General features: G+C 67.1%; 20 protein-coding genes. 5 read left to right on the forward strand and 15 right to left on the reverse strand.

Annotation, left to right across the window (positions count from 1 at the left end; genetic code table 11):
- Positions 1-106 precede the first annotated feature (106 nt).
- From QX048_RS12070 to QX048_RS12085, 4 genes are all read right to left on the reverse strand, one after another.
- Complete coding sequence (locus tag QX048_RS12070) at positions 107-619, reverse strand: GNAT family protein (RefSeq protein WP_316166276.1); 513 nt, start codon at positions 617-619, stop codon at positions 107-109.
- Positions 620-1,097: 478 nt separating this feature from the next.
- Entirely contained in the window at positions 1,098-2,399 is a 1,302-nt protein-coding gene (ispG, locus tag QX048_RS12075; RefSeq protein ID WP_315825549.1) for a flavodoxin-dependent (E)-4-hydroxy-3-methylbut-2-enyl-diphosphate synthase, read from the reverse strand.
- A 13-nt stretch (positions 2,400-2,412) separates the two neighbouring features.
- Complete coding sequence (locus QX048_RS12080) at positions 2,413-3,366, reverse strand: DMT family transporter (RefSeq protein ID WP_316186610.1); 954 nt, start codon at positions 3,364-3,366, stop codon at positions 2,413-2,415.
- A gap of 194 nt (positions 3,367-3,560) precedes the next feature.
- Positions 3,561-4,052: a Fur family transcriptional regulator gene (locus tag QX048_RS12085; RefSeq protein ID WP_315751916.1), complete on the reverse strand. Its 492-nt coding sequence runs from the start codon at positions 4,050-4,052 to the stop codon at positions 3,561-3,563.
- A gap of 173 nt (positions 4,053-4,225) precedes the next feature.
- Between QX048_RS12085 and QX048_RS12090 the strand changes: the two genes are divergently transcribed.
- From QX048_RS12090 to QX048_RS12100, 3 genes are read left to right on the forward strand one after another with little or no spacing between them, the layout of a single operon-like run.
- Positions 4,226-4,705 (forward strand): MarR family transcriptional regulator, encoded by a 480-nt coding sequence (locus QX048_RS12090; protein ID WP_315751915.1) that lies wholly within the window; start codon positions 4,226-4,228, stop codon positions 4,703-4,705.
- Positions 4,698-5,855, forward strand: coding sequence for an HlyD family secretion protein (locus QX048_RS12095; RefSeq protein ID WP_315715163.1), 1,158 nt, complete (start codon positions 4,698-4,700; stop codon positions 5,853-5,855). The genes QX048_RS12090 and QX048_RS12095 overlap by 8 nt, the downstream gene beginning before the upstream one ends.
- Positions 5,856-5,859: 4 nt before the next feature.
- Complete coding sequence (locus tag QX048_RS12100; RefSeq protein WP_316200491.1) at positions 5,860-7,416, forward strand: DHA2 family efflux MFS transporter permease subunit; 1,557 nt, start codon at positions 5,860-5,862, stop codon at positions 7,414-7,416.
- 264 nt (positions 7,417-7,680) lie between these two features.
- On the opposite strand, the gene QX048_RS12105 is transcribed toward QX048_RS12100, so the two are convergent.
- The 6 genes from QX048_RS12105 to pcaF form a co-directional block, all read right to left on the reverse strand.
- Entirely contained in the window at positions 7,681-9,372 is a 1,692-nt protein-coding gene (locus QX048_RS12105) for a flotillin family protein (protein ID WP_316195401.1), read from the reverse strand.
- 36 nt (positions 9,373-9,408) lie between these two features.
- Positions 9,409-10,059, reverse strand: coding sequence for an OB-fold-containig protein (locus tag QX048_RS12110; RefSeq protein WP_315825552.1), 651 nt, complete (start codon positions 10,057-10,059; stop codon positions 9,409-9,411).
- A 22-nt stretch (positions 10,060-10,081) separates the two neighbouring features.
- Positions 10,082-11,254, reverse strand: a complete 1,173-nt coding sequence (locus tag QX048_RS12115; protein ID WP_315825821.1) for a PspA/IM30 family protein — start codon at positions 11,252-11,254, stop codon at positions 10,082-10,084.
- A gap of 257 nt (positions 11,255-11,511) precedes the next feature.
- Positions 11,512-12,576: a phosphotransferase gene (locus QX048_RS12120; RefSeq protein WP_316200490.1), complete on the reverse strand. Its 1,065-nt coding sequence runs from the start codon at positions 12,574-12,576 to the stop codon at positions 11,512-11,514.
- Positions 12,577-12,636: 60 nt separating this feature from the next.
- Entirely contained in the window at positions 12,637-13,530 is an 894-nt protein-coding gene (locus tag QX048_RS12125; RefSeq protein WP_315751910.1) for a dioxygenase, read from the reverse strand.
- A gap of 131 nt (positions 13,531-13,661) precedes the next feature.
- Positions 13,662-14,870, reverse strand: coding sequence for a 3-oxoadipyl-CoA thiolase (gene pcaF, locus QX048_RS12130; protein ID WP_315751909.1), 1,209 nt, complete (start codon positions 14,868-14,870; stop codon positions 13,662-13,664).
- A gap of 360 nt (positions 14,871-15,230) precedes the next feature.
- On the opposite strand from pcaF, the gene mutS reads away from it, so the two are divergent.
- A complete protein-coding gene (gene mutS, locus QX048_RS12135; protein WP_316200489.1) occupies positions 15,231-17,975 on the forward strand; it encodes a DNA mismatch repair protein MutS in 2,745 nt (914 codons plus the stop codon).
- Positions 17,976-18,146: 171 nt separating this feature from the next.
- Here mutS and QX048_RS12140 read toward each other — a convergent pair whose 3' ends face one another.
- From QX048_RS12140 to QX048_RS12160, 5 genes are all read right to left on the reverse strand, one after another.
- Positions 18,147-18,947 (reverse strand): hypothetical protein, encoded by an 801-nt coding sequence (locus QX048_RS12140; RefSeq protein ID WP_316174433.1) that lies wholly within the window; start codon positions 18,945-18,947, stop codon positions 18,147-18,149.
- A gap of 219 nt (positions 18,948-19,166) precedes the next feature.
- Positions 19,167-19,676, reverse strand: a complete 510-nt coding sequence (locus tag QX048_RS12145; protein ID WP_315715155.1) for an OsmC family protein — start codon at positions 19,674-19,676, stop codon at positions 19,167-19,169.
- Positions 19,677-19,733: 57 nt separating this feature from the next.
- A complete protein-coding gene (locus QX048_RS12150; RefSeq protein ID WP_315715154.1) occupies positions 19,734-20,519 on the reverse strand; it encodes an ABC transporter ATP-binding protein in 786 nt (261 codons plus the stop codon).
- Positions 20,519-21,367 (reverse strand): ABC transporter permease, encoded by an 849-nt coding sequence (locus tag QX048_RS12155; protein ID WP_316174431.1) that lies wholly within the window; start codon positions 21,365-21,367, stop codon positions 20,519-20,521. Before QX048_RS12155 ends, QX048_RS12150 begins: the two co-directional genes overlap by 1 nt.
- Before the next feature lie 326 nt (positions 21,368-21,693).
- Complete coding sequence (locus tag QX048_RS12160; RefSeq protein ID WP_316174430.1) at positions 21,694-22,668, reverse strand: aliphatic sulfonate ABC transporter substrate-binding protein; 975 nt, start codon at positions 22,666-22,668, stop codon at positions 21,694-21,696.
- 196 nt (positions 22,669-22,864) lie between these two features.
- Here QX048_RS12160 and QX048_RS12165 point away from each other — a divergent pair, with 196 nt between their 5' ends.
- Positions 22,865-25,660 (forward strand): [protein-PII] uridylyltransferase, encoded by a 2,796-nt coding sequence (locus QX048_RS12165; RefSeq protein ID WP_316174428.1) that lies wholly within the window; start codon positions 22,865-22,867, stop codon positions 25,658-25,660.
- The last annotated feature ends 40 nt before the right edge of the window (positions 25,661-25,700 follow it).

Genomic DNA, 25,700 nt, shown 5'->3' on the forward strand with positions numbered 1-25,700 from the left:
TTGCGGCAAACGCCGTCATTGCGAGCGCAGCGAAGCAATCCAGAAATCCTTGCGCGGCCCTGGATTGCTTCGCTGCGCTCGCAATGACGTGGAGGGGAGCCTCACGTCACCGCTCGATCATCCAGCGCGTCACGGCCTGGTGGTAGTTCATCGGACCCGGCACCGTCTTGTAGGTCTTCAAGTAACGGAAGCCGGCCTTCTGCAGCGCGCGGTTGGGGGCGGTGTTGTAGGCGTGCGGCTCGCAGAACAGCTGCTTGAGCCGCAACCTCTCGAAATAGAAATCGATGCTGCGGCGGACGCATGCGGTGCCGAGGCCGCGGCTGCGCAGCTCGGGCTCGGTGATATGCAGATGCATGTGGGCGCGGTTGCCGTAGACGATGCGGTCGCAGCTGGAAAAGCCGATGGCGCGGCCGTCGAGCCGCCAGATCACCAGCAGCGCCGCGCGCTCGGCCAACGGCGTCTCGTACAGGGTCTGGAAGAGTCCGGCCCACACCGGCCTGGTCGGCATCCGCGTCGGGTCGATGCCCATCAGGTCGAGTTGCTCGATGCTCGACGAATAGAAGTAGTCGATGACCAGCGAGGTCTCGGCAAGTTCCATTTCGCGGATGTCGAGATTCATCGAGGCGTCCTCTTCAGCAGGCCTCAAGGTGCTGATCATGCGGGCGGCAGTGGGGCGGCGCCGTTCTGATGGGGGCAACCGCGACATCACGGCGTGCGTTGCAGCCGATCCGCATGCAAAAATTTCAGACCGCGGCGCGCGGCACAAGCAGCCGTCGGTTGCAGGTCGACTGTCGCTCTCACGGCAGGCCGATTGGACATGAAATCTAGCCGAGGACTCTTTCTCAAGCTCCTCGCCTGCGACAGAGCGATCGCATATGACGATCGGAGTTGTGCGCCCGTCTGCTGCCACATCGTCATGGCCGGGCTCGTCCCGGCCGTCCACGCCGCTCGGCATCCTCGGAACGACATGGATGCCCGGGACAAGCCCGGGCGTGACGGAGTAACGAATGGTCAGACCTTCTCGCCGCAAGCAACCGCGCGATCAACCCAGCGGCACAGGAGGCGCCGCTGGCTGAGCCGGGACCAGCGTGCCCGCCCTACTCCGCCGCGGTCACGCTCTCCGGCGCCTTGGCGCCGCTGCCGTAGCGCTGGTCGATGTAGTCGATGACGAGCGCCTTGAAGTCGGCCGCGATGGTGGGGCCGCGCAGGGTGCGGAACTTCTTGCCGTCGACGAAGACCGGCGCGGCCGGGGCCTCGCCGGTGCCGGGCAGGGAGATGCCGATATTGGCATGCTTGGATTCGCCGGGGCCGTTGACGATGCAGCCCATGACGGCGACGTTGAGCGCCTCGACGCCGGGATATTGCGTCTTCCAGGCCGGCATCTCCTCGCGGATGAAGTCCTGGATCGAGCGCGCCAGCTCCTGGAACGTGGTCGAGGTGGTGCGGCCGCAGCCGGGGCACGCCGCAACCAGCGGCACGAAGGTGCGGAAGCCCATGGTCTGCAACAGCTCCTGCGCGACCTGCACTTCGAGGGTGCGGTCGCCGCCGGGCTCGGGGGTCAGCGAGATGCGGATGGTGTCGCCGATGCCCTGCTGCAGCAGGATGCCGAGCGCCGCCGAGGAGGCGACGATGCCCTTCGAGCCCATGCCGGCCTCGGTGAGGCCGAGATGGATGGCGTAGTCGGAGCGTGCGGCGAGGTCCTGATAGACCGCGATCAGGTCCTGCACGGCCGAGACCTTGGCCGACAGGATGATGCGGTCCTTCGGCATGCCGAGCTCCTGGGCCCGGGCGGCCGACAGCAATGCCGACTGCACCATGGCTTCGCGCATCACCGCGCGCGCATCGCGCGGGTTCGCGGAGGCGGCGTTCTCGTCCATCAGCTTGCTGAGCAGCTCCTGATCGAGCGAGCCCCAATTGGCACCGATGCGCACCGGCTTGCCGTATTTGTTGGCGAGCTCGATGATGGTCGAGAACTGCGTGTCCCGCTTGTCCTTGAAGCCGACATTGCCGGGATTGATGCGGTATTTCGCCAGCGCCTCGGCGCAGGCCGGATAGTCGGTCAGCAGCTTGTGGCCGATATAGTGGAAGTCGCCGATCAGGGGCGTGGTGATGCCGCGCTTGTCGAGCTGCTCGCGGATCTGCGGGACGGCCGCGGCGGCCTCCTCGCGGTCGACCGTGATGCGGACCATCTCGGACCCGGCGCGCGCCAGCGCTGCAACCTGGGCCACCGTCTGGTCGACGTCGGCGGTGTCGGTGTTGGTCATCGACTGCACCACGATCGGGGCGCCGCCGCCAACGGCGACGTTGCCGACCATGACGCGGGTGGTTCGATGCCGGGGAGCGGGTCCGGCGACATCGGACGCTGAGGTGTTCTCGGTCAGGATCTCGGGCTTGTTCATGGGCGCTCGGATATCAGGTTTTGGTGACATTCAGCAATGGATCAGTCGCGGCCAGGACCACGCGGTTCGGGCGGTTTACGAGAAAAAGCCCAACGATCACAAGCACGGCAGCCAGGCCAAAGGCCAGCGTCAGGGCGTCATGCAGGATGAAATAGCTCGCCACCACCCCGAATAAAGGGGTGATGAAGGTAAATGCCGACAATTTGCTGGCCGAGTAGGCCTTGATCAGGGCGAACCAGATCGTGAACGTGGTCCCGACCACCCAGATCGACTGGTAGGCCATCAGGCCGATCACGAACGGGCTGGGAACCTGGGTCAACCGCTCCCCGGCAATGAGGGCCGCCAGGGCCATGATCGGGACGGAGACCGCCACTTGGTACCCCAATGCCCGCTCGGGCGCGATGAAGCGCAGCCGGGTGCCTTTGACGAACACCGTGGTCACGCCCCAGAGCAGGCCGCCGCCGACCACCAAGAGATCGCCGAGCAGCACGCGGCCGTCGACATCGGCCTGGGGAATGCCGATCGCCAGCGCCACACCGGTGAAGCTGAGCGCCAGCCCGCCCCATTGCGCCGGCCCCATCCGTTCGCCGAGGAAGCGGAACGAGCCGAGCGCGACGAAGAACGGCGCGGTATACAGGAACACGATGGCGCGCGACGCCGAGGTCAGCAGCAGGCCCTGATAGATCAGCACGAATTCCAAGCCGAACAGCAGGCCTGCCACCAGGCCGAGCCCCAGCGTGCCGTCGCGCTCGAACATATTCACGCCGCGCACCCGCGCGAACACCAGCAGCACCGGCAGCGCACCGAGCGAACGGAAGGTGGCCTGCAGCAGCGGCGGAATTTCAGGCAGCGCGAGCTTCACGGCGATCTGGTTGAACGCCCAGGACAGGCACAGCACGAGGATGACGGCGATCGCGCCCAGGCCGAGCGGCCGGGTCGCGGCGGATGAGGTTGGCGTTGCGGACACGAGGACGTTGGCTCCCTGGCGCGTTTCGTTTTTTGGACCGCCATCAAGGTGTGGTCAGCTTTGTCTTGGTCAGTCGGAGATGATGCGGACGTAGAGCGGCGGTGCTGGCCTCTCCCTGCGCGCACCGGACTCGCGCAGAAACTCGAATACGACGGTCATTCACACGTGTACAGCTTGCGCCGCAGTGAGCGTTCTCACGCCGCCTTCTGGCAATGGGCACACAGCCCGGTGATCTCGACGACCGACAGTTTCGGCGTGAAGCCCGATGCCGCGGCGGCCAGCTTCAGGCTTTCCGCGATCGGCGCCGCCGGAACCTCGCCGACGGCGCCGCAGCTCTCGCAGATCAGGAACGCCACCAGCGCGGTCTGCTCGTGGTCATGGGCGCAGGCGAGGAAGGCATTGCGGCTCTCGATGCGGTGCACCAGGCCGTTCGCCATCAGGAACTCGAGCGCGCGATAGACGGTGATCGGCGCCGGCCGCGCGGCGACCTTGGCAAGTTCCTCGATGATCTCGTAGGCGCCGAGCGGCCGGTGGCTCGACAGCAGCGCCTCCAACACCTGGCGGCGCTGCGGCGTGAACTTCTGGCCGCGCTGGGCGCAGATGCGCTCGGCATGGTCCAGGGCATCGGCCGCGCAGCGGCCATGGTCGTGGTCCGGCGCCGGGAAGGTGGGCTTTGCGAGGGTCATTGCCGACAATCTAGCATCTCGGGCCGGTCTCGCCAAAGGCCGCGGCCGAGCCATGCATCTGCGGCGGGGCGGGTGCGCTCGGCAGGGCCATCAAATATTCATAAGCTTGCTTATCATATCCGAGGCTCATTACAGCCAAAGCTTAGTTCCCACTCTTGGAATCGAGATCAGCCATGACCCGCACGTCGGTGGACGTGAACTTCCTGTTTACGCTCGGCGAGCTGCAGCGCCTGGTGCGCGCCTATGCCGACAAGGAGGCGGCGCGCTTCGGCATGACCCGCGCGCAATGGGCCGTGCTGGCGAAGGTCGAGCGCTACGAGGGGATGAAGCAGTCCGAGCTCGCCGAGCAGATGGAGATGCAGCCGATCACGCTGACACGGCTGATCGACAAGCTCGCCGAGGCCGGGCTGATCGAGCGGCGCGGCGACGACAGCGACCGCCGCGTCAACCGGCTCTATCTGAAGAAGGCCGCGCGCCCGCTGCTCGCGAAGCTCGCGGTGCTGCGCAGCGATCTGACCGACACCGCCCTCCAGGGCATCAGCGCCGGTGATGCCGAGCGGCTGATGACCCATCTCGAAGCCATCAAGGAAAACGTGAGAAACGCCCTGCAGTCGCTGTGCGACGAGCAGCGAAAGGAGCAGCGCTATGGCTGAGCCCGCCCTGAAACTCGCCCCCGACCAGAAGGCCAGCCCGGATGCGGCGCCGCCCGCGGCCGCCGACGCGAAGCCGGCGCGCCCCGGATTGCTGCGCCGCTACCGTCGCACGCTGCTGCTGGTCGTGCTGCCGCTCGTCGCCGCCATCGGCGGCCTCGTGCTGTATCTCAATGGCGGCCGCTACGTGACGACCGACGACGCCTATGTCGGCGCCCAGAAGGTGCTGATCACGCCCGACATCTCCGGCAAGATCGTCAAGGTCGTCGTCAAGGAAGGCCAGCAGGTGCAGAAGGGCGACGAGCTGTTCGAGATCGACCCCGTGCCCTATCGCCTGGCGGTCGACCAGGCCAAGGCGGCCCTGGAGCAGGCGCGCATCAGCTATGACAACCTCACCGCCAACATCAAGATCTACGGCCAGATGCTCGATCTCGCGCAGCAGGGCATCGACCTGAAGCAGAAGGACGTCGAGCGCAAGCAGACGCTCGCCAAGAGCAATTTCGGCTCGCAGCTCGACCTCGACAATGCCGCGAATGCGCTGGTGACCGCCGGCGCACAGGCGCAGTACATCAAGCAGCAGCTGTCGAACGCGAAAACGCAGCTGCTCGGCAATCCCGATCTGCCGCTGGAGCAGTTCCCGCCTTACGTCCAGGCAAAGGCCAAGCTGGACGACGCGCAGCGCGACCTCGACCACACCACCTTGCGCGCGCCGATGCCGGGCATCGCGACCCAGGTCGACCAGATCCAGCTCGGCCGCTTCGTGGCCGCGGGCACGCCGGTGTTCTCGGTGATCGACATCAGCAATCCCTGGGTCGACGCCAACCCGAAGGAGAGCGACTTCACCTATGTCGCGGTCGGCCAGCCGGTCGAGCTCGACGTCGATGCCTTCCCCAACCACCGCTTCAAGGGCACGGTCGGCTCGCTGTCGCCGGGCACCGGCGCGCAGTTCGCGATCCTGCCGCCGCAAAATGCGAGCGGCAATTTCGTCAAGGTCGTGCAGCGCGTGCCGGTCCGGATCTATTTCGACAAGGCCGACAGATTCGTCGCGAAGCTCAAGGCCGGCATGAGCGTCAACGTGTCGATCGATACCGGCCACGAGCGCACGCTGGCCGGGCTGTTCGGATCGGCGCACGCGGCGGACAAGGACGAGTAGCGTCATGACCGCGCCTGCGGCCTCATCCGCAGTTCCGGGCCTCCGCCGGAACATGGTGACGATCTGCGCCATGACGGCGACGATCATGCAGGCGCTCGACACCACCATCGCCAACGTCGCGCTGCCCTACATGCAGGGCACGCTGTCGGCCTCGCAGGACCAGATCAACTGGGTGCTGACGTCCTACATCGTCGCGGCCGCGATCATGACCGCTCCGGTGGGATGGATCGCCAACCGCTTCGGCCGCAAGCGCACCTTCATCGTCTGCTCGGCCGGCTTCACCATCGCCTCCGTGATGTGCGGGCTCGCCCAGGACATCACCCAGATGGTGCTGTTCCGCCTCCTGCAGGGCGTGTTCGGCGCCTCGCTGGTGCCGCTGTCGCAGGCGGTCATGCTCGACTCCTACGCGCTGCATGAGCGCGCCAAGGCGATGGCGATCTGGGGCATGGGCGTGATGCTCGGCCCGATCATGGGGCCGTCGCTCGGCGCCTGGCTGACCGAGACCTATTCCTGGCATTGGGTGTTCTTCGTCAACCTGCCGTTCGGCGCCGTGACCGTGCTCGGCCTGATGGCGTTCATGGAGGAGACCAAGCCGAACGCGGAGCTGACCTTCGACTGGTTCGGTTTCGCGGCGCTCGCCATCGGCATCGGCTCGCTGCAGATCGCGCTCGACCGCGGCGAGGACCAGGGCTGGCTGGAGAGCAACGAGATCATCATCGAGTTCATCGTCGCCGCCGTCGGCTTCTATTACTTCCTGGCGCATTCGCTGACGACGCAGCGGCCGTTCATCCAGTTCGCGCTGTTCAAGGACCGCAATTTCGTCGGCGGCTGCGTGTTCATGACCGTGATGGGCCTCGTGCTGTTCTCGACCATGGCGCTGTCGTCGCCGTTCCTGCAGAACGTCATCGGCTATCCCATCATCACCGCCGGCGTGCTGCTCGCGACCCGCGGCTGCGGCACCTTCGTCGCGATGATGCTGGTCGGGCGTCTCTTGCGCTATATCGAGGCGCGCACGCTGATCATCGTCGGCCTGGCGCTGACCGCAGTGTCGCTGTTCCAGATGACGGCGTGGACCGACCAGACTGGCGTGCCCGAGATCATCACCATCAGCATCATGCAGGGGTTCGGCTTCGGCCTCGTGTTCGTGCCGCTTTCGACCGTGGCATTCCTGACCTTGCCGGGCGAGTTGCGGACTGATGGAACCTCGATGCTGACCCTGGTGCGAAATGTCGCAAGCTCGATCGGCATCTCGATCGCGATCGCGCAGCTCACCGAGGGAACACGGCGCAACCACGCGATCCTGGTCGAGCACATCAACCCGTTCAATCACGCGCTGCAGATGCCCAATGTTGCCGGCCTCCTGAACCTGTCCACCGATGCCGGGCGCGCGATGGCCGACGCGATGGTGACCGTGCAGGCGCAGATCCTGGCATTCTCGCACGACTACCAGCTGGTCATGACGTTCATCCTGGTCTCGATCCCGCTCGCGGTCATGATCGGCTCGACGCGCACCGCGTTGCGCGCGCAGTCCGCCCCGGCCGACCACGCCGTCATGGAGTGACCGCTTCCCCCGCGACGGAAAATGCGCGCGCTGTCGAGACAGGGTGGGGGCGGGATAGCAAAAAGGTGACCGCGACGTGATGGATTTGTAACTTCAATCCGGCGCGTTTCCGGCTATCTTCTGCTCACCCCACTCGGTTCTCTGCGTATGAGTTGCGCGCAGGGACTGCACCTCATGAGCGCCCCACTCGTGATGTGCCGGGCGGGGGCGGTGGCTCCTCCAGCGCCGCCCCCAGCCCCGGGGCCTCCCTTTTCACATTTTGGCCTACGGCTTCTGCAGCGGCTCGATCTTCGCCGGTGCGGCAGCGGGACTGGCCTCGGCCGTCGGCAGGATCACGCCGGCCAGCGCCTGCACCGGATCGTCGCCGGGCTTGAAGCCGGACTGCACCAGGATCTCGTCGATCAACGGCTTCAGCGCGTGCACGCGCAGCAGTTCGCCGGCGAGGCCTTCGCCGAAGCCGACATTGCCGCCGGCACCGCCATTGCCGCCGAACGCGCCGCCGGTGTGCAGGATGCGAACGTCCTTCAGATTGGCGATCGGCTTGACCATCTCGCCGAGCGCGGCCGGCATGGTCGCGATGCGCTGCTTGGCGAGCTCGAAATCGATCACGTTGCTGCCGAGCTTGTTCTGGGCTTCGTTCTTCATCAGGATGACCGCGGCTTCCGCCTCGCCGATCTGGCGCACGCCGACGGCCTTGATCTTGTTGGCCTCGGCCTCCGCCTCGGCCAGGGTCTTGGCCGCCTCGCCGCGATCGACCGCGGCGCGCTTTTCTGCCTCGGCGGCAACGGTAATGCCGGTCGAGCGCTGCTCGGCCTCTTTCCGCGCCGCCATGACCGCGGTCTGACGTTCGCGGTCGGCGATTTCGATGGCGCGCGCCGTCGTCACCTTTTCCTCCGCGGAGACCGCAAGCGCCTCGGCCGCCTTGGCGACCGCGCGCGCTTCCGAGGTTTCCTTGCTCTTGGTCGCGATCTGGATGTCGTTGTCCTGCGTCGCGATCTGGATCTCGCGGTCGGCGTCGGTCTTGCGGCGGTTGATCGCGAGATTGCTTTCGATCGCCGCGGTCTCTCGCACCTTCAAGGCTTCCGCCTCGCGCTGCGCGATCTTCTGCTGCGCCTCGATGCGCGCATTCTCCTCGGTCTGCCACGCCGTCTGCGTCGCGCTTGCGACCTCGGCGCGGGTGCTCGCGGTCTTGTTGGCGATGTCGCGCTCCTGGCTGAGCTCGGCCTCCTTCTTGGTGCGCTCGATCTGGAGCGTGAGCTGGCGCGCCTCGAGGTCCTTCTGCGCGATCGCGACCTCATTGTCGCGTACGATCGCGTTGCGGTCGCGGCGCCGCGTCTCGGTGACCGTCTTCAACAGCGTCAGGCCTTCGGCGTCGAAGAAGTTCTCGGCGTTAAAGAACGAGATGTCGGTCTGGTCGAGCTTGGTCAGCGAGACCGATTCCAGCTCCAGGCCGTTGGACTGCACGTCGGCCTCGACTGCGGCCTGGACGTGCTTGACGAAATCCGAGCGCTTCTCCTGCAGGTCCAACAGCTCCATCGTCGCCGCGACCGAGCGCAGGCCGTCGACGAACTTGGCCTCGACCTGGTCGCGCAACAATTCGGCATTGTTGGTGACGGCGCCGAGCGTCTGCGCCGCCAGTGCGATCGAATCCACGTCGGGCTTCACGCGCACGTAGAACTCGGCGTCGATGTCGACGCGCATGCGGTCCTTGGTGATCAGCGAATCCTTCTTCGAGCGCTCGACGCGGAGCCGCAAGGTCTTGAGGTTGACGCGCGCGATGGAGTGGAAGATCGGCAGCACCACCGCGCCGCCGTCGAGCACCACCTTCTTGCCGCCCAGGCCGGTGCGCACGAACGCCTCGTCGCGGGTGGACCGATGGTAGAGAACGGCAAAGACAGTGCCGAGAACGACCAGCAGCACAACGCCGATCGACGCAGGCAGAACCAGATCAAACATGGGATTTACTTTCGGGTTGAGGAAAGTGTCTTGGAGCTAAGGTGTCTTGGAGTTCGTGAGCTCGTCGGCTGCGGCGATCGCGATGAAGCGGCCATCCTTGCGGTCGACGAGGAGAACCGACGCGCCCACCGGCAAGGACGGCGAGTCCGGCGCGGCCGAGGCCGTCACCATGTGCCAGTTGCCGTGGACGTCCTTGACGCGGACGCGGCCGGGCAGCCCGCCATCGAGCGGGCCGACCGCCACCTCGCCGATGCGGCCGACGAGATCGGACAGCCCGACCGCATAGCTCTCATCCTGCGGCACCAGCCGCGCCGCGTAGCGCGTCGAGCGCCGCAGCAGCGGCACCGTGACGACGGCGGCGAGCACGCCCGCGGCCGTTGGCGGCAGCGCCACCGCCACCAGCCGCGCGGCATCCTGGATCAGAAAGCCCGTGATCGAGAAGATGCCGAGCGCGAGCAGGATGCAGATCATCAGCGGCACGCCGCCGACATTGATCCAGGACAGCACGTGGCCGACGCTGGTGCTGTGGCCGTCGTGACCGAGATCGACGGTCTGGCCGAGCAACTCGCTGATCGACAGGCCGATCAGCATCGAGCCGATCTCGACGCCGCCGACCAGAACGATCATCACGGCGGCAATCGCGAACGGCCGCACCTCGGGTTGCATGAAATGGTCGACGATGGTCATGGGACGACGCGCCCCCGCCCGCTCAATTCTGCGATTTCAGCCGCGCCAGCCGCTCGGCGATGTCCTTGTCACGCTTCAGCTTCGACAATTCGTCGATGTCGGGCGACGGCGGGATGCCTTCCGGCACGCCGGTGGCGCGGGCGATGACGCGGGAGGCGCGCGCGGCCTTGGCGAGGCCGGCATCCGGCCCCTTGCGCGATGTGGCCTTCGGCTGGTCGGCGCGCGCCTCGCTGCGTTCGAGTTCGGCGAGACGCGCCTGCGCGTCCTGCAGGCTCGACAGAATCGCACGCAGGGTCGTCAGCACCGCATCGATGCGCTCGGCATTCTCGTCGATCGCCTTCGACAGCACCTCGAACTGGGCTTCGAGATCCATCTGCCGGGCGATGCCGGCGCGGGCGAGATCGTCGCGGTGCTCGACGATGGCGATGCGGATCTGCTCGGCCAGCACGGTCGTCTCGCGCTCGATCTCGGCGCGGCGTGCATTGAGCCGATATTCCTCCGCGCGCGCATGCGACAGGCTCTCGCGCGATTCGCGCTCGGCCTGCTCGATCTCGCGGATCGCCTGGCTGACCAGCGCGACCCGGTTCTTGTCCTCGGCCTTTTCGATCGCTCCATAGGCGATCCCGGCGATGAGGCGCCCGGCGCGTGACAGGAGCGTGTCGGGAGCCGGCGCGTGTTCGGCGAGCATGACGTGGTCCTTTCGTGGGCTGACTGTTGGGCTGAGACGAGCGTGTGACGTTGCGGTAACGCCGAAATGGACTTCGAAGTCATCTTGGTCCGTGCGCACGAGCTGCGCCGGCGTCGCGTGCGGCCAGCCCGCGACGTAGCCGGTCACCTCGAACGGGATCGCGAAGCGACCGCGCGCGGTGCCGAGCGACAACATGCCGGCATTCCTGACATTCACCAGACGGTCGTCGAGCGGCAGCCGCGGGTTCGAGGCGGCGCGATAGGCGGCACGGTCGCGCAAGCCGAGCGTGACGAGGCGCGACGGCAGCCGCGTGGCCTTGCGGATCGGGTCGTAGGCATGGCCGTGCAGCGTGACGAGATTGGCGCCGATGCCTTTGCCGGCAGCGATCTCGTCGAGCATGTCCATCATCCGGGCATAGTCGGCGAAGGTCGCCTCGATCGCGTCCCGCGCCTCGGGGGAGAGGAGCAGACGGTAGCGAACAGCCTGATCGTAAGTGCTTCCGGCCATCGGGAACGTTAAAGCACAATATCCGTGCTTTAGCAAGCCAGCTCCCGATCCAAGAACGCCGCTCCCGTCCGTGACCATGTCGAACGCCATGCCCATGCCGATATGTCGCGCCGATGCTGGCCGGCGGTTTAAGGCCGGCGAACAATCTCTGGTGATCGTTAAGGGGGCTGCTAGCGACGCCGGCAAATGCACCGCAGTGACGTGTAGCGACAAAGACCTCGCCGCGCGCGTGCGGCCCTGTCGCGAGGGAAGCGCCGTCAGTCCAGCAATTCGCGGCAGCCGAGATCGTCGAACGCAAGGAAGATGCGCTCGAGATTATTCCACCAGATCACCGGCGGGAGCTGGATCGCCCATTGCCAGACCGGCTGGGCGATGTGCCAGAGCACGGCGAGACGATAGTCCTGATCCAGCGCCGCCCTGTCGTAGCCGGTCACACCGCCTGCGACCAATGTCTGATGATAGCTGTCGAGCAACGGCCGCTCGATCCGCGCCCGACGGTCGGGATAGATTTGCAGCGCGATCATGTAGGCGAGATCGTTCGCGGGCACGCCGATCCGCCACTGGTCGAAATCAAAGGCGCGCACGTCGTCGCTGTCGGCGGCCTTCGGCACCAGAAAATTCCAGACATGCGCGTCGCCATGCGCAATGCTGAGGTTTCGCCGCGACAGATAGCGTTCCGAGAGCCGCGGCGTCGCCGCCATCAGGCGTTCGTAGACCGCGCGGCGGTCCGCGCTCAGGCGGTCTCCCAACTGATCGGCGAAGCGCTGATAGTGGCCGGCAAAGGTCCTGCTGCGCTCGGCGCGCTCGTCCGCGGTCGCGAAGCTGCCGATGGACACGCCGAGCCGCGGATCGTCCCACCACGCCGCATGCAGCCGCGCCAGCGCCCGCACGATCCCCTCGGCCTGGGGCAGCGCGGGCGGCAGCGGCCATGGCGTCGCCGTCTGGTGCGTGTCGGTGAGATCCTCGAGCAGCAAGTGCCAGGTGAGCGCGGCTTCGTCCCACGCGCCGCCGTAAGAGCCGGGCACCAGGCCCGTCGGCATGAGCCGCGCCAGTCCGCGATAAAAATTGACCTCGTGGCGCCCGCCCCGCCACAGCGTCTTGGCGAAGGCCGGCATCGGGATTTTCAGGATCAGCGTCTTCGGCGCGTCCGGGGCCGCGCCGCTATAGGACAAACCGAGGCGGATGATGCGCGACACCAGCATCGGCCGGTCGCTGATCACGGCGACGTCGGAGACCGCGCCGGACTGGAGCACACCCGCCTCGCGCATCGTCGCCGTCAACGCGGCGGGCTCGGCGACGGACGGCAAGTCGGTGGAGGACATGTGGGCGCCGTCCCTTCAGGGTTGCAGCTTAGCCCACACTAGCATGGATATTCCGAATCGCTACTTGATCGGCGCGCGCGGCAGCACGGTGTCGCCGATCTCCATCCGGTAGACGTGATCGAGCGAATACCAGGGCGTGGTGACGTCGGCGTCCGTCGGATGCGGCTCGTCGTGGCGGACGAAATTGCCGAGCAGCGCCTTCGTGACGCCGAACTGCACGTCGCTGTCGATGTGCGGGTCGTTGGGGTCGTAGACCTGCGAGATCAGGACCTTGAATCCCGGCTTGACGATCAGCGCATGCAGATGCGCCGGGCGATAGGGATGGCGGCCCTGCGCCTTCAGCAGGCGGCCGACGACCCCGTCGGTCGGGATGGGATAGCCGACCATCATCACCGAGCGAAACCAGAAGCGGCCATCGGCATCGGTCACGAGCTTGCCGCGCAGGTTCATGTCGGCCTGATCGGGATCCTGGTTCTCGTAGTAGCCGACCGGCGAGGCGTGCCAGACGTCGACCTCGGCGCCGGCGACCGGCGCGCCGTTCGGATCGACCACGCGCCCGTGCACGAACAGCGCCGGGCCTGATGTCGCCGAGCGCACGATCGAGCCGCCGTTATCAGTGCGCGGCGAGTTCAACCGCCAGAACGGGCCGAGCAGCGACTGCGCGGTCTCGGTGTTGCCGCCATCGCCATTGTTGAGCAGGCAGACCAGCGGCGAGACGCCGAGCGAGCCGGCCATCAGCACGACTTCGTTGTGGCTGTCGTTGGTGCGCTGACCGAGTTCGGCGATGATGGCGGCGGCTTCGCGAAATTCGACCTCGGTAAGCCTGACATCGCGGACGAAGCCGTGCAGGTGCTTGATCAGCGACACCATGATCTCGCGCAGCCGCGGGTTCTCGGTGCGCTCCATCACCGCCAGCACCGCCGGCGTGACGTCCTGTTCGCGGGAGATGGTCATCGTCAGGACTCCGTCATTCCGGGGGCGACGCGCCAGCGTCGAACCCGGAATCTCGATATTGCAGGACTCATCTCCAGATTCCGGGTTCAGCCCTGCGGGCTGCCCGGAATGACGAAGCGCTCAGCGCGTCGTCAGTTGATCGTCTCGATCGCCAGCGCGACGCCCTGGCCGACGCCGACGCACATCGTGGCGAGCGCACGCTTGCCGCCGCGGACCTCGAGGCCGTGCACCGCGGTCATCGCGATGCGCGCGCCGCTCATGCCGAGCGGATGACCGAGCGCGATGGCGCCGCCATGCGGGTTGACGAAATCGGCGTCCTCGGCGACGCCGAGCTGGCGCAGGCAGGCGATGCCCTGGGACGCGAACGCCTCGTTCAGCTCGATCAGGTCGAAATCGGTGATCTTGAGGCCGAGCCGCTCCATCAGCTTGCGCACCGCCGGCACCGGGCCGATGCCCATGATGCGGGGCGGCACGCCGGCCGAGGCGAGGCCGAGAACGCGCGCGCGCGGCGTGAGGCCGTGCTTCTTCACGGCGGCTTCGGAAGCGAGGATCATGGCGGCGGCGCCGTCATTGACGCCCGACGCATTGCCGGCGGTGACCGTGCCCGGATTGCGCACGATCGGCTTCAGTTTGGCCAGACCTTCGAGCGTGGTCTCGGGGCGCGGATGCTCGTCCTTGTCCACCGTCACAGGGCCGGCCTTGCCGCCGGGCACCATGACCGGCGTGATCTCGGCGGCGAAATAGCCCGAGGCGATGGCCTTTCCGGCGCGCTGCTGGGAGCGGATCGCGAACGCGTCCTGGTCGGCGCGCGAGACCTGGAATTCTTCGGCGACGTTCTCGCCGGTCTCCGGCATCGAATCGACGCCATACTGCTGCTTCATCAGGGGATTGATGAAGCGCCAGCCGATCGTGGTGTCGAAGATCTCGGCCGAGCGCGAGAACGCCTCCGTCGCCTTGCCCTGCACGAACGGCGCGCGCGTCATGGATTCGACGCCGCCCGCGATCGCGAGATCGACCTCGCCGGCGCGGATCGCACGTCCCGCCGCGCCGACCGCGTCGAGACCGGAGGCGCAGAGACGGTTCAAGGTCTGGCCGGGAATTGAATCCGGCAGGCCCGCGAGCAGCAGCGCCATGCGCGCGACGTTGCGGTTGTCCTCGCCGGCCTGGTTGGCGCAGCCGAAGAACACCTCGTCGACGGCAGCCCAGTCGAGATTGGGATGCTTCGCCTTGAGTGCCTTGAGCGGGGTGGCCGCGAGATCGTCGGTGCGCACCTTGGCCAGCGCGCCGCCGAACCGGCCGATCGGAGTCCGCACCGCATCACAAATGAACACGTCTCGCATCGCTCTCTCCCGAACTTTCGTGTTTCTGGTCAGAATTGACGGCGGTTTTAGGAGTGCGATCGGGGCAGGTCAAATGACGGGAGCGCGGGGTGGCATGCGCGGCGCTGTCGTATGCGACGCTATCTCAACGCGAGCGGTGCGCCCCCTCCCCCGCTTGCGGGGGAGGGTTGGGGTGGGGGCCGCCCCAAGCGAGAATCCCCGTGAGGAGAGACTTCCCCCACCCGTATCGCATCTTCGATGCGATACGATCTCCCCCGCAAGCGGGGGAGATGCAACAGCAGGCACCGCTCATCGTGGAAAACCGGGACATCGCCTGCAAAGCGGTAGGACCGTCCGGGCAAATTGGCTAGTTTCCGCGCCATGACGATCCAGCAGCCCATCTCCGCCCCGGTTCCGCAAGAATCAATGCCTGCGGCCGCGCCCGCCGAGGCGCCGGCCAAGCTCACGCCGATGATGGAGCAGTATCTCGACATCAAGGCAGCGCATCCGGGGCTGATGCTGTTCTACCGGATGGGCGACTTCTACGAGCTGTTCTTCGAGGATGCGGAAGCCGCCTCGAAAGCGCTCGGCATCGTGCTGACCAAGCGCGGCAAGCACCTGGGCCAGGACATCCCGATGTGCGGCGTGCCGGTGGAGCGCTCCGAGGACTATCTGCATCGCTTGATCGCGCAAGGCATCCGCGTCGCCGTCTGCGAGCAGATGGAGGATCCGGCGGCGGCGCGGGCGCGCGGCAACAAGAGCGTGGTCAAGCGCGGCGTGGTGCGCGTGGTCACGCCGGGCACGCTGACGGAAGACAATCTGCTCGATGCGCGCGCCAACAACTATCTGCTGTCGATCGCGCGCAGCCGCGGCTCCTCCGGCGGCGACCGGCTCGGGCTTGCCTGGATCGATATCTCGACGTCGGACTTCATCGTCACCGAATGCGCGTTCGCCGAGCTGACGGCGACCTTGGCACGGATCAATCCCAACGAAGTCATCGTCTCCGACGCGCTGTACTCGGACGAAGCGTTCGAGCCGGTGCTGCGCGAGCTCGCCGCGGTGACGCCGCTCACGCGCGACGTGTTCGACGGGGCCACCGCCGAACGGCGGCTGTGCGACTATTTCGCGGTCGCCACCATGGACGGCCTCGCGGTGCTGTCGCGTTTGGAAGCGACCGCGGCGGCCGCCTGCGTCACCTATGTCGAACGTACGCAAGTGGGGCAGCGCCCGCCGCTGGCGCCGCCGGCGCGCGAGGCGACCGGCAGCACGATGGCGATCGATCCGGCGACGCGCGCCAACCTCGAACTGACGCGCACGCTCGCCGGCGAGCGCCGCGGCTCGCTGCTCGACGCGATCGACTGCACGGTGACCTCGGCCGGCTCGCGCCTGCTGGCGCAGCGGCTCGCCGCGCCGCTGACGGAGCCGGTGCAGATCGGCCGGCGGCTGGATGCCGTCAACGTCTTCGTCGCCGACAGCGCCGCGCGCGAGGACATCCGCTCCATCCTGCGCGGCGCGCCCGACATGACCCGTGCTATGGCGCGGCTGTCCGTCGGCCGCGGCGGTCCGCGCGATCTCGCCGCTCTGCGCGACGGTATCGTTGCGGCCGACCAGGCGCTGGCGCGGCTGTCGGCGCTCGACCAGCCGCCGCAGGAGATCGCCTCGGTGATGGCCGCGCTGGCGCGGCCGGCGCGCGCGCTGGCCGAGGAGTTCGCCCGCGCGCTTGACGAGCAGCTGCCGCTGATCAAGCGCGACGGCGGCTTCGTCCGATCCGGCTACGACGCGACGCTCGACGAGACCCGCAATCTGCGCGACGCCTCGCGCCTCGTCGTCGCCTCGATGCAGGCGCGCTACGCCGACCAGACCGGCGTCAAGGCCCTGAAGATCCGGCACAACAATGTGCTCGGCTATTTCGTCGAGGTCACCGCGCAGCACGGCGACAAGCTGATGTCGGCGCCGTTGAACGCGACCTTCATCCACCGCCAGACGCTGGCGGGCCAGGTGCGCTTCACGACATCAGAGCTCGGCGAGATCGAGGCCAAGATTGCGAATGCCGGCGAGCGCGCGCTCAATCTCGAGCTCGAGATCTTCGACCGGCTGTGCGCACAGGCGCTCGCGATCGGCGACGATCTGCGCGCCGCCGCGCACGGCTTCGCGATGCTCGATGTCGCGACCGCGCTGGCGAAGCTCGCGGTCGACGACAATTATGTGCGCCCGGAGGTCGACGACTCGCTCGGCTTCGCCATCGAGGGCGGCCGTCATCCGGTGGTGGAGCAGGCGCTGAAGCGTGAGGGGCAGCCGTTCATCGCCAATTCCTGCGACCTGTCGCCGACGCCGGGGCACAAGAGCGGTCAGCTCTGGCTGCTCACCGGCCCGAACATGGCCGGCAAATCGACTTTCCTGCGCCAGAACGCGCTGATTGCCCTGCTCGCCCAAATCGGCTCGTTCGTGCCGGCGAGCCGCGCCCGCATTGGCATCGTCGACCGGCTGTTCTCGCGCGTCGGCGCCGCCGATGATCTGGCGCGCGGACGCTCGACCTTCATGGTCGAGATGGTCGAGACTGCGGCGATCCTCAACCAGGCCGGCGAGCGCGCGCTGGTGATCCTCGACGAGATCGGGCGCGGCACCGCGACCTTCGACGGCCTCTCCATCGCCTGGGCCGCGATCGAGCATCTGCACGAGAGCAACCGGTGCCGCACGCTGTTCGCGACGCATTACCATGAGCTGACAGCCCTCGCTGCCAAGCTACCACGGCTGTTCAACGCCACGGTGCGGGTCAAGGAATGGCAGGGCGACGTCGTGTTCCTGCACGAGGTGCTGCCCGGCTCCGCCGACCGCTCCTACGGCATCCAGGTGGCGAAGCTCGCCGGCCTGCCGCCGGCCGTGATCAGCCGCGCCAAATCGGTGCTGGCGAAACTGGAGGCCGCCGACCGCGGCCAGAACGCCCGCGCGCTGGTCGATGATCTGCCGCTGTTCGCGGTGCCCTCGCGCGCCGCAGCCGAGCCTGCGATGTCTAAGGAGGCGGAAGAGCTGATCGCCGCCGTGAAAGCGCTGCATCCGGACGAGATGACGCCGCGCGAGGCGATGGACGCGCTGTATGCGCTGAAGGCGAAATTGCCGAAGTCATAGCTGGCCGTCATTCCGGGGCGCGCAAAGCGCGAGCCCGGAATGACACCGAGTGTGGCGAGGTCAATCGATCAACAACCGCCGTCATTGCGAGGCGCCTTTGCGCCGAAGCAATCCAGAGTCCCGCCCGCAGCCCTGGATTGCTTCGCTTCGCTCGCAATGACGTGGAGCGACCTATCGGACCGCAGCGACCTTCCGTCGCCCCAGCCACCATAGTCCGAGATTCCAGCCGACGCAGGTCGCCAGCGCACCACTCAGGCCGGCGACGGCGCCCAGATGCAGGCTGCCGAGATGCAGCACGACCACCGCGAGCGAGAAGCCGATCAGGCCGTAGGCGCCGTTGGCCAGCACGGCCGCCGTCGCGGGCCCGCCGATGCGCGGCTGCAGGATCAGCATCATCGAGGTGAAGACGATCGGAAACAGCGCCAGGATGCCGGACACGCTGGGACCGGCCCAGCCGGAGACCGAGGTGACGGTGGCGACGAGCGTTGCCACCAGCGAAGCGCGCAGCGGCACGTCGTACCAGCGCCGCGTGATCAGCGGCATCTTCGCATGGCGATAGCGCTGCAGCAGCGGCAGGCAGATCGCGAAAGTGATGATGTTGGCGACGATGCCCATCAAGAGCGTCCATTGCACGCTCTTGATCAGCGCGGCGAGACCGAGCCACACCGCCACCGCGGTGGCGCTTGCCACCAGCACGCTGCGGCGCTGCGCCAGCACGGCGTAAGCGAGACTGAGGAAGATCGTGGCGGCATTGATCGGCAGGCTGGTCAGCGCGCCCTGCGCGATGAACGCGGCATCGTGATCCAGCGCCAGGAACACGTAGGTCGGACCCGCCGAGATCGGCAGCGTCGCGACCAGCGCGCCGATCACGGGCCCGGTGCGCTCGGCGATCATCGACGCCGACACCACGAACGACGCCGCGATCGCCATGCGCAGAGCCAGCAGCAGCAGGAAGGAGGGATCGAGGGACATCAGTTCATGCTGCGCAGGCGGTGGGCTCCCTCCCCCGCCTGCGGGGGAGGGCTGGGGTGGGGGCGCGGCTCGGGCGGCGATGATGGGGTGTGCCGTGTGGAGAGAAGTCCCCCACCCGCCTCGCATCGGCGATGCGAGGCGACCTCCCCCGCAGGCGGGGGAGGCGCAGACCGAGCGAGCCTCAACAGCTTGTCTCCTCAGAGGCAGCGCCGCCGCGCACTACACCCGCTTCAAGCTGACAGACACCTTCGGGCCGTTCTTGATGGTCTGATAGACCACGCAATAGCGCTCGGTGAGCTTGAGCAGGAGGTCGAGCTTGTCCTGCGGCGCGTCGGTGTCGACCTCGAAGCGCAGACGGATTTCCTGGAAGCCGACCGGCGCCTCCTTGTCGACGCCGAGCGTGCCGCGGAAATCGAGATCGCCTTCGGCGAACACGTGGCCGCTCTTGAGCGGCACCTCGACGGCGGTCGCGACCGATTTCAAGGTGACGCCGGCGCAGGCCACCAGAGCCTCCAGCAACATGTCGCCGGAGCACAGCTCGAGCCCCGAGCCGCCAGTTCCGGGATGCAGGCCGGCCACCGCCATCGCGCGCCCGGTCTCGAGCTTGCAGGTCAGCCCCTCCTGCCCGACCTCGCCCTTGGCCTTCAAGGTGATCACGGCGGCGGACGGGTCGGCCTTGTAGCGTTCCTTGATCGGCGCCTGCATGGCGCGCAGCTCGGCAGCATCCATTTGTCGTTCTCTCGCGGATTTATTTCAGACGAGATGTACCGGGCCGGGCCGCCAAAGTCACCACCACAGGCCGCCGCCGGGCTCACGCCTGCCCTGCGTGTCCGGCATCGTCCGGTCGAGCGAGCGGTCCAGCGCGGTCAAGACATGCCGCTTGAACTGCTCGAACAAGGGCGCGTTGCGGTCGCGCGGCCGCGACAGATTGATGGTGATCTCCTCGAACAGCCGGCCCGGATGCGGCCGCATCACCAGCACGCGGTCGGCCAGCACCACGGCCTCCTCGACGTCGTGGGTCACGAGCACCAGCGTCGGGCGCGTATCGGCCCAGAGATCGAGCAGATGATCCTGCAGATCCTTGCGGGTGAAGGCATCGAGCGCAGAGAACGGCTCGTCGAGCAGGAGCACCTCCGGCTGCGCCACCAATGCGCGGGCGATCGCGACGCGTTGCGCCTGGCCGCCGGACAGTTCGCGCGGCCAGACCTTGGCCTTGTCGGCGAGGCCCACACGTTGCAGCGCGCGGGCGACACGGTCGCGACGCTCGGCTGCCGGCAGCTCGGACAGGCCGAAGCCAATGTTGTCGGCGACCGTGAGCCACGGCAGCAGCCGCGGCTCCTGGAAGATGATGCCGACCTTGGGATGCGGCGCAATGATCGCCTCGCCGTCGAGCGTCACGGTGCCGGCGCTGGCGCGGTCGAGCCCGGCGATGGTGCGCAACAACGTCGACTTGCCGCAGCCGGAGCCGCCGATGATGGCGATGATCTCGCCGAGCTGGATCCCGGCCGAGAACCGCTCCAGCGCGTGGACACCGTTGGGATAGACCTTGGTGACGGATGCGAGCTGCAGCATCAGGCCGCCCCGCTCTGGCGCGCGAAACTGTCCTGCCAGCGCAACAGCGGCGCGGTTGATATCTCCAGGAGCCAGTCGGTGACCTTGCCGATGATCGCGAAGATGACGATGGCCGCCACGATCTGTGCCGGCTTGCCGAGCTGCTGGCCGTCGATCAGGAGGTAGCCAAGCCCTTCGGAGGCGCCCATGAACTCGGCGGCAACGACGAACATCCACCCCAGGCCGAGGCCGACGCGCAGCGCCACCACATAGGCCGGCAGCACCGCGGGCAGCAGGATGCGGCGGATCATGGCCGGTCCGGACAGGCGGAAAACGCGGCCGACCTCGACGATCTTGCGGTCGACCGAAAGAATGGCACCGGTCAGGCCGAGATAGACCGGGAAGAACACGCCGACTGCGATCAGCGCCACCTTGGAGGTCTCGAAGATGCCGAGCCACAAGATGAACAACGGCACCCAGGCGATCGACGGAATCGCACGCAGCGCCTGGATCGTCGGATCGACCAGCCGGCGCGCGAAACCCCAATAGCCGCAGATGCCGCCGAGCAGCGTGCCGGCGGCGACGCCGAGGCCGAAGCCGATGCCGACGCGGGTCAAGGTCATCGTGATGTGGCGGGAGAGTTCGCCGGAGCGGGCGAGCTCGGCGATGGTGGTGAAGACCTTCGAGGGCGGCGGCACCAGCCGGCCGTTGGACCAGCCGGCCCGGACGGCAAGCTCCCAGGCGAGTGCGAGCGACAGCGGCAGCAGCAAGCCGAGCAGCGGGCGCATCAGCCGCGTGAGCCATGGCTGGCTGGCGGTCTGCGGTGTGGCCGCCGCGGCGGGGGCCTGGAGTTCGACGGTCATGGTCATAGTGAGAACAGCGCTCGGGTGCGAATGCAAGGCGTGGGGGCGGATGGCGATGGAGGCCAGGGACGGCGCCCCAAAACTCGCTGTCGTCCCGGCCTTGCGCCGGGACCCATACGCCGCGGCGGTCGTTGTGGAGCGAGATGCCGCTCAAGCGTGGTCAACAACAGGCGTCACGGAGTATGGGTCCCTGTGTCTGGAAAGTCTGCCGGATCTGCGCCCGCCAACGCCATCGCGTTGGCGAGCTTGTCCGGGACGACACCGGTTTTTGATCGCCGGCTCTTGGCATAGGCGATTTGGCGCAGCGGCCTATTGCCCGAGCCGTGCAAGTCCTAATTCGTCGGCAACGGGACCTGGTCGTCGATCAGGGCGTCCAGCGTGGCCTTCACATCCACCTTGGCATCGACGACACCGGCCTGCTGCAGCGCCAGGCCCGCAGCCAGAATCGACTCGCGCTGGGGTGCGCCGATGCGGCTATGGGTCAGCTCGGTGCGCTCCTTGAGCTGCTTGTCGACCACCGTCTCAGGCAGCTTCGTGACGGCGATGAAGGTCTTCTTGAGGTCGTCGTAGTTGGCCAGCGCGTCCTTGCGCGCGACCTCGTAGGTGGCGAGCACGCGGCGGACGATCTCCGGATTATCCTTCAGGAACTGCTCGCGCACGTTCAGGATGCCCCAGGTGTTGGCGTCGGCCTTGCGGTAGAACAGCCTGGCGCCCTCCTCGACCTCGGCCTGCGCCATCATCGGATCGAGCCCGGCCCAGGCGTCGACGTCGCCGCGGATCAGCGCCGCCTTGCCGTCGGCGTGCTGCAGCAATACCGGCGTGATGTCCTTGTCGGTGAGGCCCGCCGACAGCAGCGCGCGCACCAGGAAGATGTGCGGATCGGTGCCGCGGGTCACCGCGACCCGCTTGCCCTTGAGGTCGGCCACGGAGGCAATCTTGGAATCCTTGCCCTTGACCAGCGCGGTCCATTCGGGCCGCGAATAGACGTAGACCGACTTGATCGGGTTGCCGTTGATCCGGGCGACCAGCGCGGCGGAGCCGGCGGTCGAGCCGAAATCGAGCGAGCCGGCGTTGAGGAATTCGAGCGCCTTGTTGGAGCCGGCCGACTGCACCCAGACGATGCTGATGCCGTCCTTGGCGAACTCCTTCTCCAGAAGTCCTTTCTGCTTCAGCACCAGCGACACCGGATTGTAGGTCGCCCAATCCAAGCGGATCTCCTTCACCGGTTCGGCCGCGCGTGCAGCGCCGCATCCCAGTAGAACCACGGCCGCAACCGCAGCAAATCCGCGCCTCGACAATCCACCCATCGTCACCCCTCCAACCCTCAAGAAACATTGCTGTTGTTTCAATGAGTTATGCCAGGGGCGCGCGAGAATTGCTTTTCCTTTCGACGGCGCCGTTCAGAACGATCATCATCCCGTGAGCACCGATGACAGCATGGATCGATTGTTGCATTGGAAGTTTCGTGACAGCACAGGCCTTGTTCGATATCCGGTTGCATCCATGGACAGCGTCGCCCCCCATTCCCACCCTGATAGCCTTTCCGATTTCGACAGCGCCGGCATCGCGGCTGCGGTCGACGCGTTGGCCGCGCAGCATTCGGGACGCGAGGACATGTTCCGCGCCGCCGTGGTGCAATTCCTCAAGGCCGAGCTGGTCAAGGCGCGCGCGGCGGCCCAGGCGCAACTGTTGAAGGACCGCCACGGCCGGCGCTGCGCCGAGCAGCTCTGCTTCGTGCAGGACGAGATCATTCGCATCCTCTACGCCGCCGCCACCCAGCACCTCTATCGCTCGCAGGTGCCGAGCGGCGCCGAGCGCATGGCGGTGGTCGCCACCGGCGGCTATGGCCGCGGCCTGATGGCGCCGGAGTCCGACATCGATCTCCTGTTCATCCTGCCCTACAAGCAGACCGCCTGGGGCGAGCAGGTCGCCGAAGCCATTCTGTACTCGCTGTGGGACATGGGATTGAAGGTCGGCCACGCGACCCGCTCGGTCGACGAGTCGATCCGCCAGGCGCGCGGCGACATGACCATCCGCACCGCCATCCTGGAGACGCGCTATCTCGCGGGCGACCGGCCGCTCTATGACGAGCTGGTCGCGCGCTTCGACAGCGAGGTGGTGCAGGGCACCGCAGCCGAGTTCGTGGCCGCCAAGCTCGCCGAGCGCGAGGAGCGGCACCGCCGCGGCGGCCAGTCGCGCTATCTCGTCGAGCCCAACGTCAAGGACGGCAAGGGCGGCCTGCGCGACCTGCACACGCTGTTCTGGATCGCCAAATACGTCTACCGCGTGCGCGAGACCGCCGAATTGGTCGAGCGCGGCGTGTTCGACGCGCATGAATACCGCACCTTCCGGCGCTGCGCGGACTTCCTGTGGTCGGTGCGCTGCAACCTGCATTTCGTCAGCGGCCGTCCGGAAGAACGGCTGTCGTTCGACCTGCAGCGCGAGATCGCGGTGCGGCTGGGCTACACCAGCCATCCCGGCATGCAGGATGTCGAGCGCTTCATGAAGCACTACTTCCTGGTCGCCAAGGAGGTCGGCAATCTCACCGCCATCCTGTGCGCCAAGCTCGAGGACCAGCAGGCCAAGCCGGCGCCGGTGCTGAGCCGGATGATCTCGCGCCTGACCACCGGCGCCACCTGGCGGCGCGTGCCGGAGAGCGACGACTTCATCGTCGACAACAACCGCATCAACCTCGCCGCGCCCGACGTCTTCAAGCACGATCCGGTCAATCTGATCCGCATCTTCCGGCTGGCGCAGAAGCACAACCTCGCCTTCCATCCCGACGCGATGCGCGCGGTCACGCGCTCTTTGAACCTGATCAACACCGAGCTGCGCGACGATCCCGTGGCCAACCGGCTGTTCATGGAGATCCTGACCTCCAACGATGCCGAGGTCGTGCTGCGGCGGATGAACGAGACCGGCGTGCTCGGCCACTTCATTCGCGCCTTCGGCCGCATCGTCTCGATGATGCAGTTCAACATGTATCATCACTACACGGTCGACGAGCACCTGATCCGCTGCATCGGGTTCCTGCAGGAGATCGAGCGCGGCGGCATCGACGAGTTCACCCTGGCCTCCGACCTGATGCGCAAGATCCGGCCCGAGCACCGCGCTGTCATCTACATCACCGTGCTGCTGCACGACGTCGCCAAGGGGCGGCCCGAGGACCATTCCATCGCCGGCGCCAAGATCGCGCGCCGGCTGTGCCCGCGGCTCGGCTTCAACAATGCAGACACCGAACTGGTCGCCTGGCTGATCGAGGAGCATCTGACGATGTCGACGGTGGCGCAGTCGCGCGACCTGTCGGACCGCAAGACGATCGAGAATTTCGCCGCCGTGGTGCAGTCCGTCGAGCAGATGAAGCTGCTGACCATCCTGACCACCGCCGACATCCGCGGAGTCGGCCCCGGCGTCTGGAACGGCTGGAAGGCGCAGCTGCTGCGTACGCTGTATTACGAGACCGAGCCGGTACTGACCGGCGGCTTCTCCGAGGTCAACCGCGCCAAGCGCATCACCGCGGCGCAGGCCGAATTCCGCAACGCCTTCACCGACTGGCCCGAGGACGAGCTCAACACCTATATCGGCCGGCACTATCCGGCCTACTGGCTCAAGGTCGAGCTGCCGCGCAAGATCCGCCATGCCCGCTTCGTGCGATCGAGCGAGGATGCCGGCCACAAGCTCGCGATCAATGTCGGCTTCGATCCGGCGCGCGGCGTGACCGAGCTGACGATCTTCGCGATGGACCATCCGTGGCTGCTGTCGATCATCGCCGGCGCCTGCGCCTCCGCCGGGGCCAACATCGTCGACGCCCAGATCTACACCACGACCGACGGGCGCGCGCTCGACACCATCGCGATCTCCCGCGAATATGAGCGCGACGAGGACGAAGGCCGCCGCGCGACGCGGATCGGCGAGACCATCGAGCAGGTGCTGGAGGGCAAGCTGCGGCTGCCGGACGCCGTGGCGCGGCGGACGACGCGGGGCAAGCAGCACAAGGCGTTCTCGGTCGAGCCGGAGGTCACCATCAACAATCAATGGTCGGAGCTCTACACCGTCATCGAGGTCTCCGGCCTCGATCGCCCCGGCCTGCTGTACGAGCTGACCACCGCGATTTCGAAGCTGAATCTCAACATCGCCTCGGCCCATGTCGCCACCTTCGGCGAACGCGCCCGCGACGTGTTCTACGTCACCGACCTGCTGGGCGCGCAGATCAACGCGCCGACCCGGCAGGCCGCGATCAAGAGCGCGCTGCTGCATCTGCTGGCGAACGACGACGCGGCCGCTCAACCGGCGGCATGAGCGACCATCGCGCGGCCCTGAGCCGCTCGGAGCTCGATTT

This window comes from Bradyrhizobium sp. SZCCHNS30572, assembly GCF_032484415.1.
Classification (GTDB): Bacteria; Pseudomonadota; Alphaproteobacteria; order Rhizobiales; family Xanthobacteraceae; genus Bradyrhizobium.

What these genes read in the sequence shown, in the direction of transcription:
- QX048_RS12070 (WP_316166276.1), bottom strand. Translation starts at nt 619, where the DNA reads ATGAATCTCGACATCCGCGAAATGGAACTTGCCGAGACCTCGCTGGTC.
- ispG (WP_315825549.1), bottom strand. Translation starts at nt 2,399, where the DNA reads ATGAACAAGCCCGAGATCCTGACCGAGAACACCTCAGCGTCCGATGTC.
- QX048_RS12085 (WP_315751916.1), bottom strand. Translation starts at nt 4,052, where the DNA reads ATGACCCTCGCAAAGCCCACCTTCCCGGCGCCGGACCACGACCATGGC.
- QX048_RS12090 (WP_315751915.1), top strand. Translation starts at nt 4,226, where the DNA reads ATGACCCGCACGTCGGTGGACGTGAACTTCCTGTTTACGCTCGGCGAG.
- QX048_RS12095 (WP_315715163.1), top strand. Translation starts at nt 4,698, where the DNA reads ATGGCTGAGCCCGCCCTGAAACTCGCCCCCGACCAGAAGGCCAGCCCG.
- QX048_RS12100 (WP_316200491.1), top strand. Translation starts at nt 5,860, where the DNA reads ATGACCGCGCCTGCGGCCTCATCCGCAGTTCCGGGCCTCCGCCGGAAC.
- QX048_RS12105 (WP_316195401.1), bottom strand. Translation starts at nt 9,372, where the DNA reads ATGTTTGATCTGGTTCTGCCTGCGTCGATCGGCGTTGTGCTGCTGGTC.
- QX048_RS12110 (WP_315825552.1), bottom strand. Translation starts at nt 10,059, where the DNA reads ATGACCATCGTCGACCATTTCATGCAACCCGAGGTGCGGCCGTTCGCG.
- QX048_RS12115 (WP_315825821.1), bottom strand. Translation starts at nt 11,254, where the DNA reads ATGGCCGGAAGCACTTACGATCAGGCTGTTCGCTACCGTCTGCTCCTC.
- QX048_RS12120 (WP_316200490.1), bottom strand. Translation starts at nt 12,576, where the DNA reads ATGTCCTCCACCGACTTGCCGTCCGTCGCCGAGCCCGCCGCGTTGACG.
- QX048_RS12125 (WP_315751910.1), bottom strand. Translation starts at nt 13,530, where the DNA reads ATGACCATCTCCCGCGAACAGGACGTCACGCCGGCGGTGCTGGCGGTG.
- pcaF (WP_315751909.1), bottom strand. Translation starts at nt 14,870, where the DNA reads ATGCGAGACGTGTTCATTTGTGATGCGGTGCGGACTCCGATCGGCCGG.
- mutS (WP_316200489.1), top strand. Translation starts at nt 15,231, where the DNA reads ATGACGATCCAGCAGCCCATCTCCGCCCCGGTTCCGCAAGAATCAATG.
- QX048_RS12140 (WP_316174433.1), bottom strand. Translation starts at nt 18,947, where the DNA reads ATGTCCCTCGATCCCTCCTTCCTGCTGCTGCTGGCTCTGCGCATGGCG.
- QX048_RS12145 (WP_315715155.1), bottom strand. Translation starts at nt 19,676, where the DNA reads ATGGATGCTGCCGAGCTGCGCGCCATGCAGGCGCCGATCAAGGAACGC.
- QX048_RS12150 (WP_315715154.1), bottom strand. Translation starts at nt 20,519, where the DNA reads ATGCTGCAGCTCGCATCCGTCACCAAGGTCTATCCCAACGGTGTCCAC.
- QX048_RS12155 (WP_316174431.1), bottom strand. Translation starts at nt 21,367, where the DNA reads ATGACCATGACCGTCGAACTCCAGGCCCCCGCCGCGGCGGCCACACCG.
- QX048_RS12160 (WP_316174430.1), bottom strand. Translation starts at nt 22,668, where the DNA reads ATGGGTGGATTGTCGAGGCGCGGATTTGCTGCGGTTGCGGCCGTGGTT.
- QX048_RS12165 (WP_316174428.1), top strand. Translation starts at nt 22,865, where the DNA reads ATGGACAGCGTCGCCCCCCATTCCCACCCTGATAGCCTTTCCGATTTC.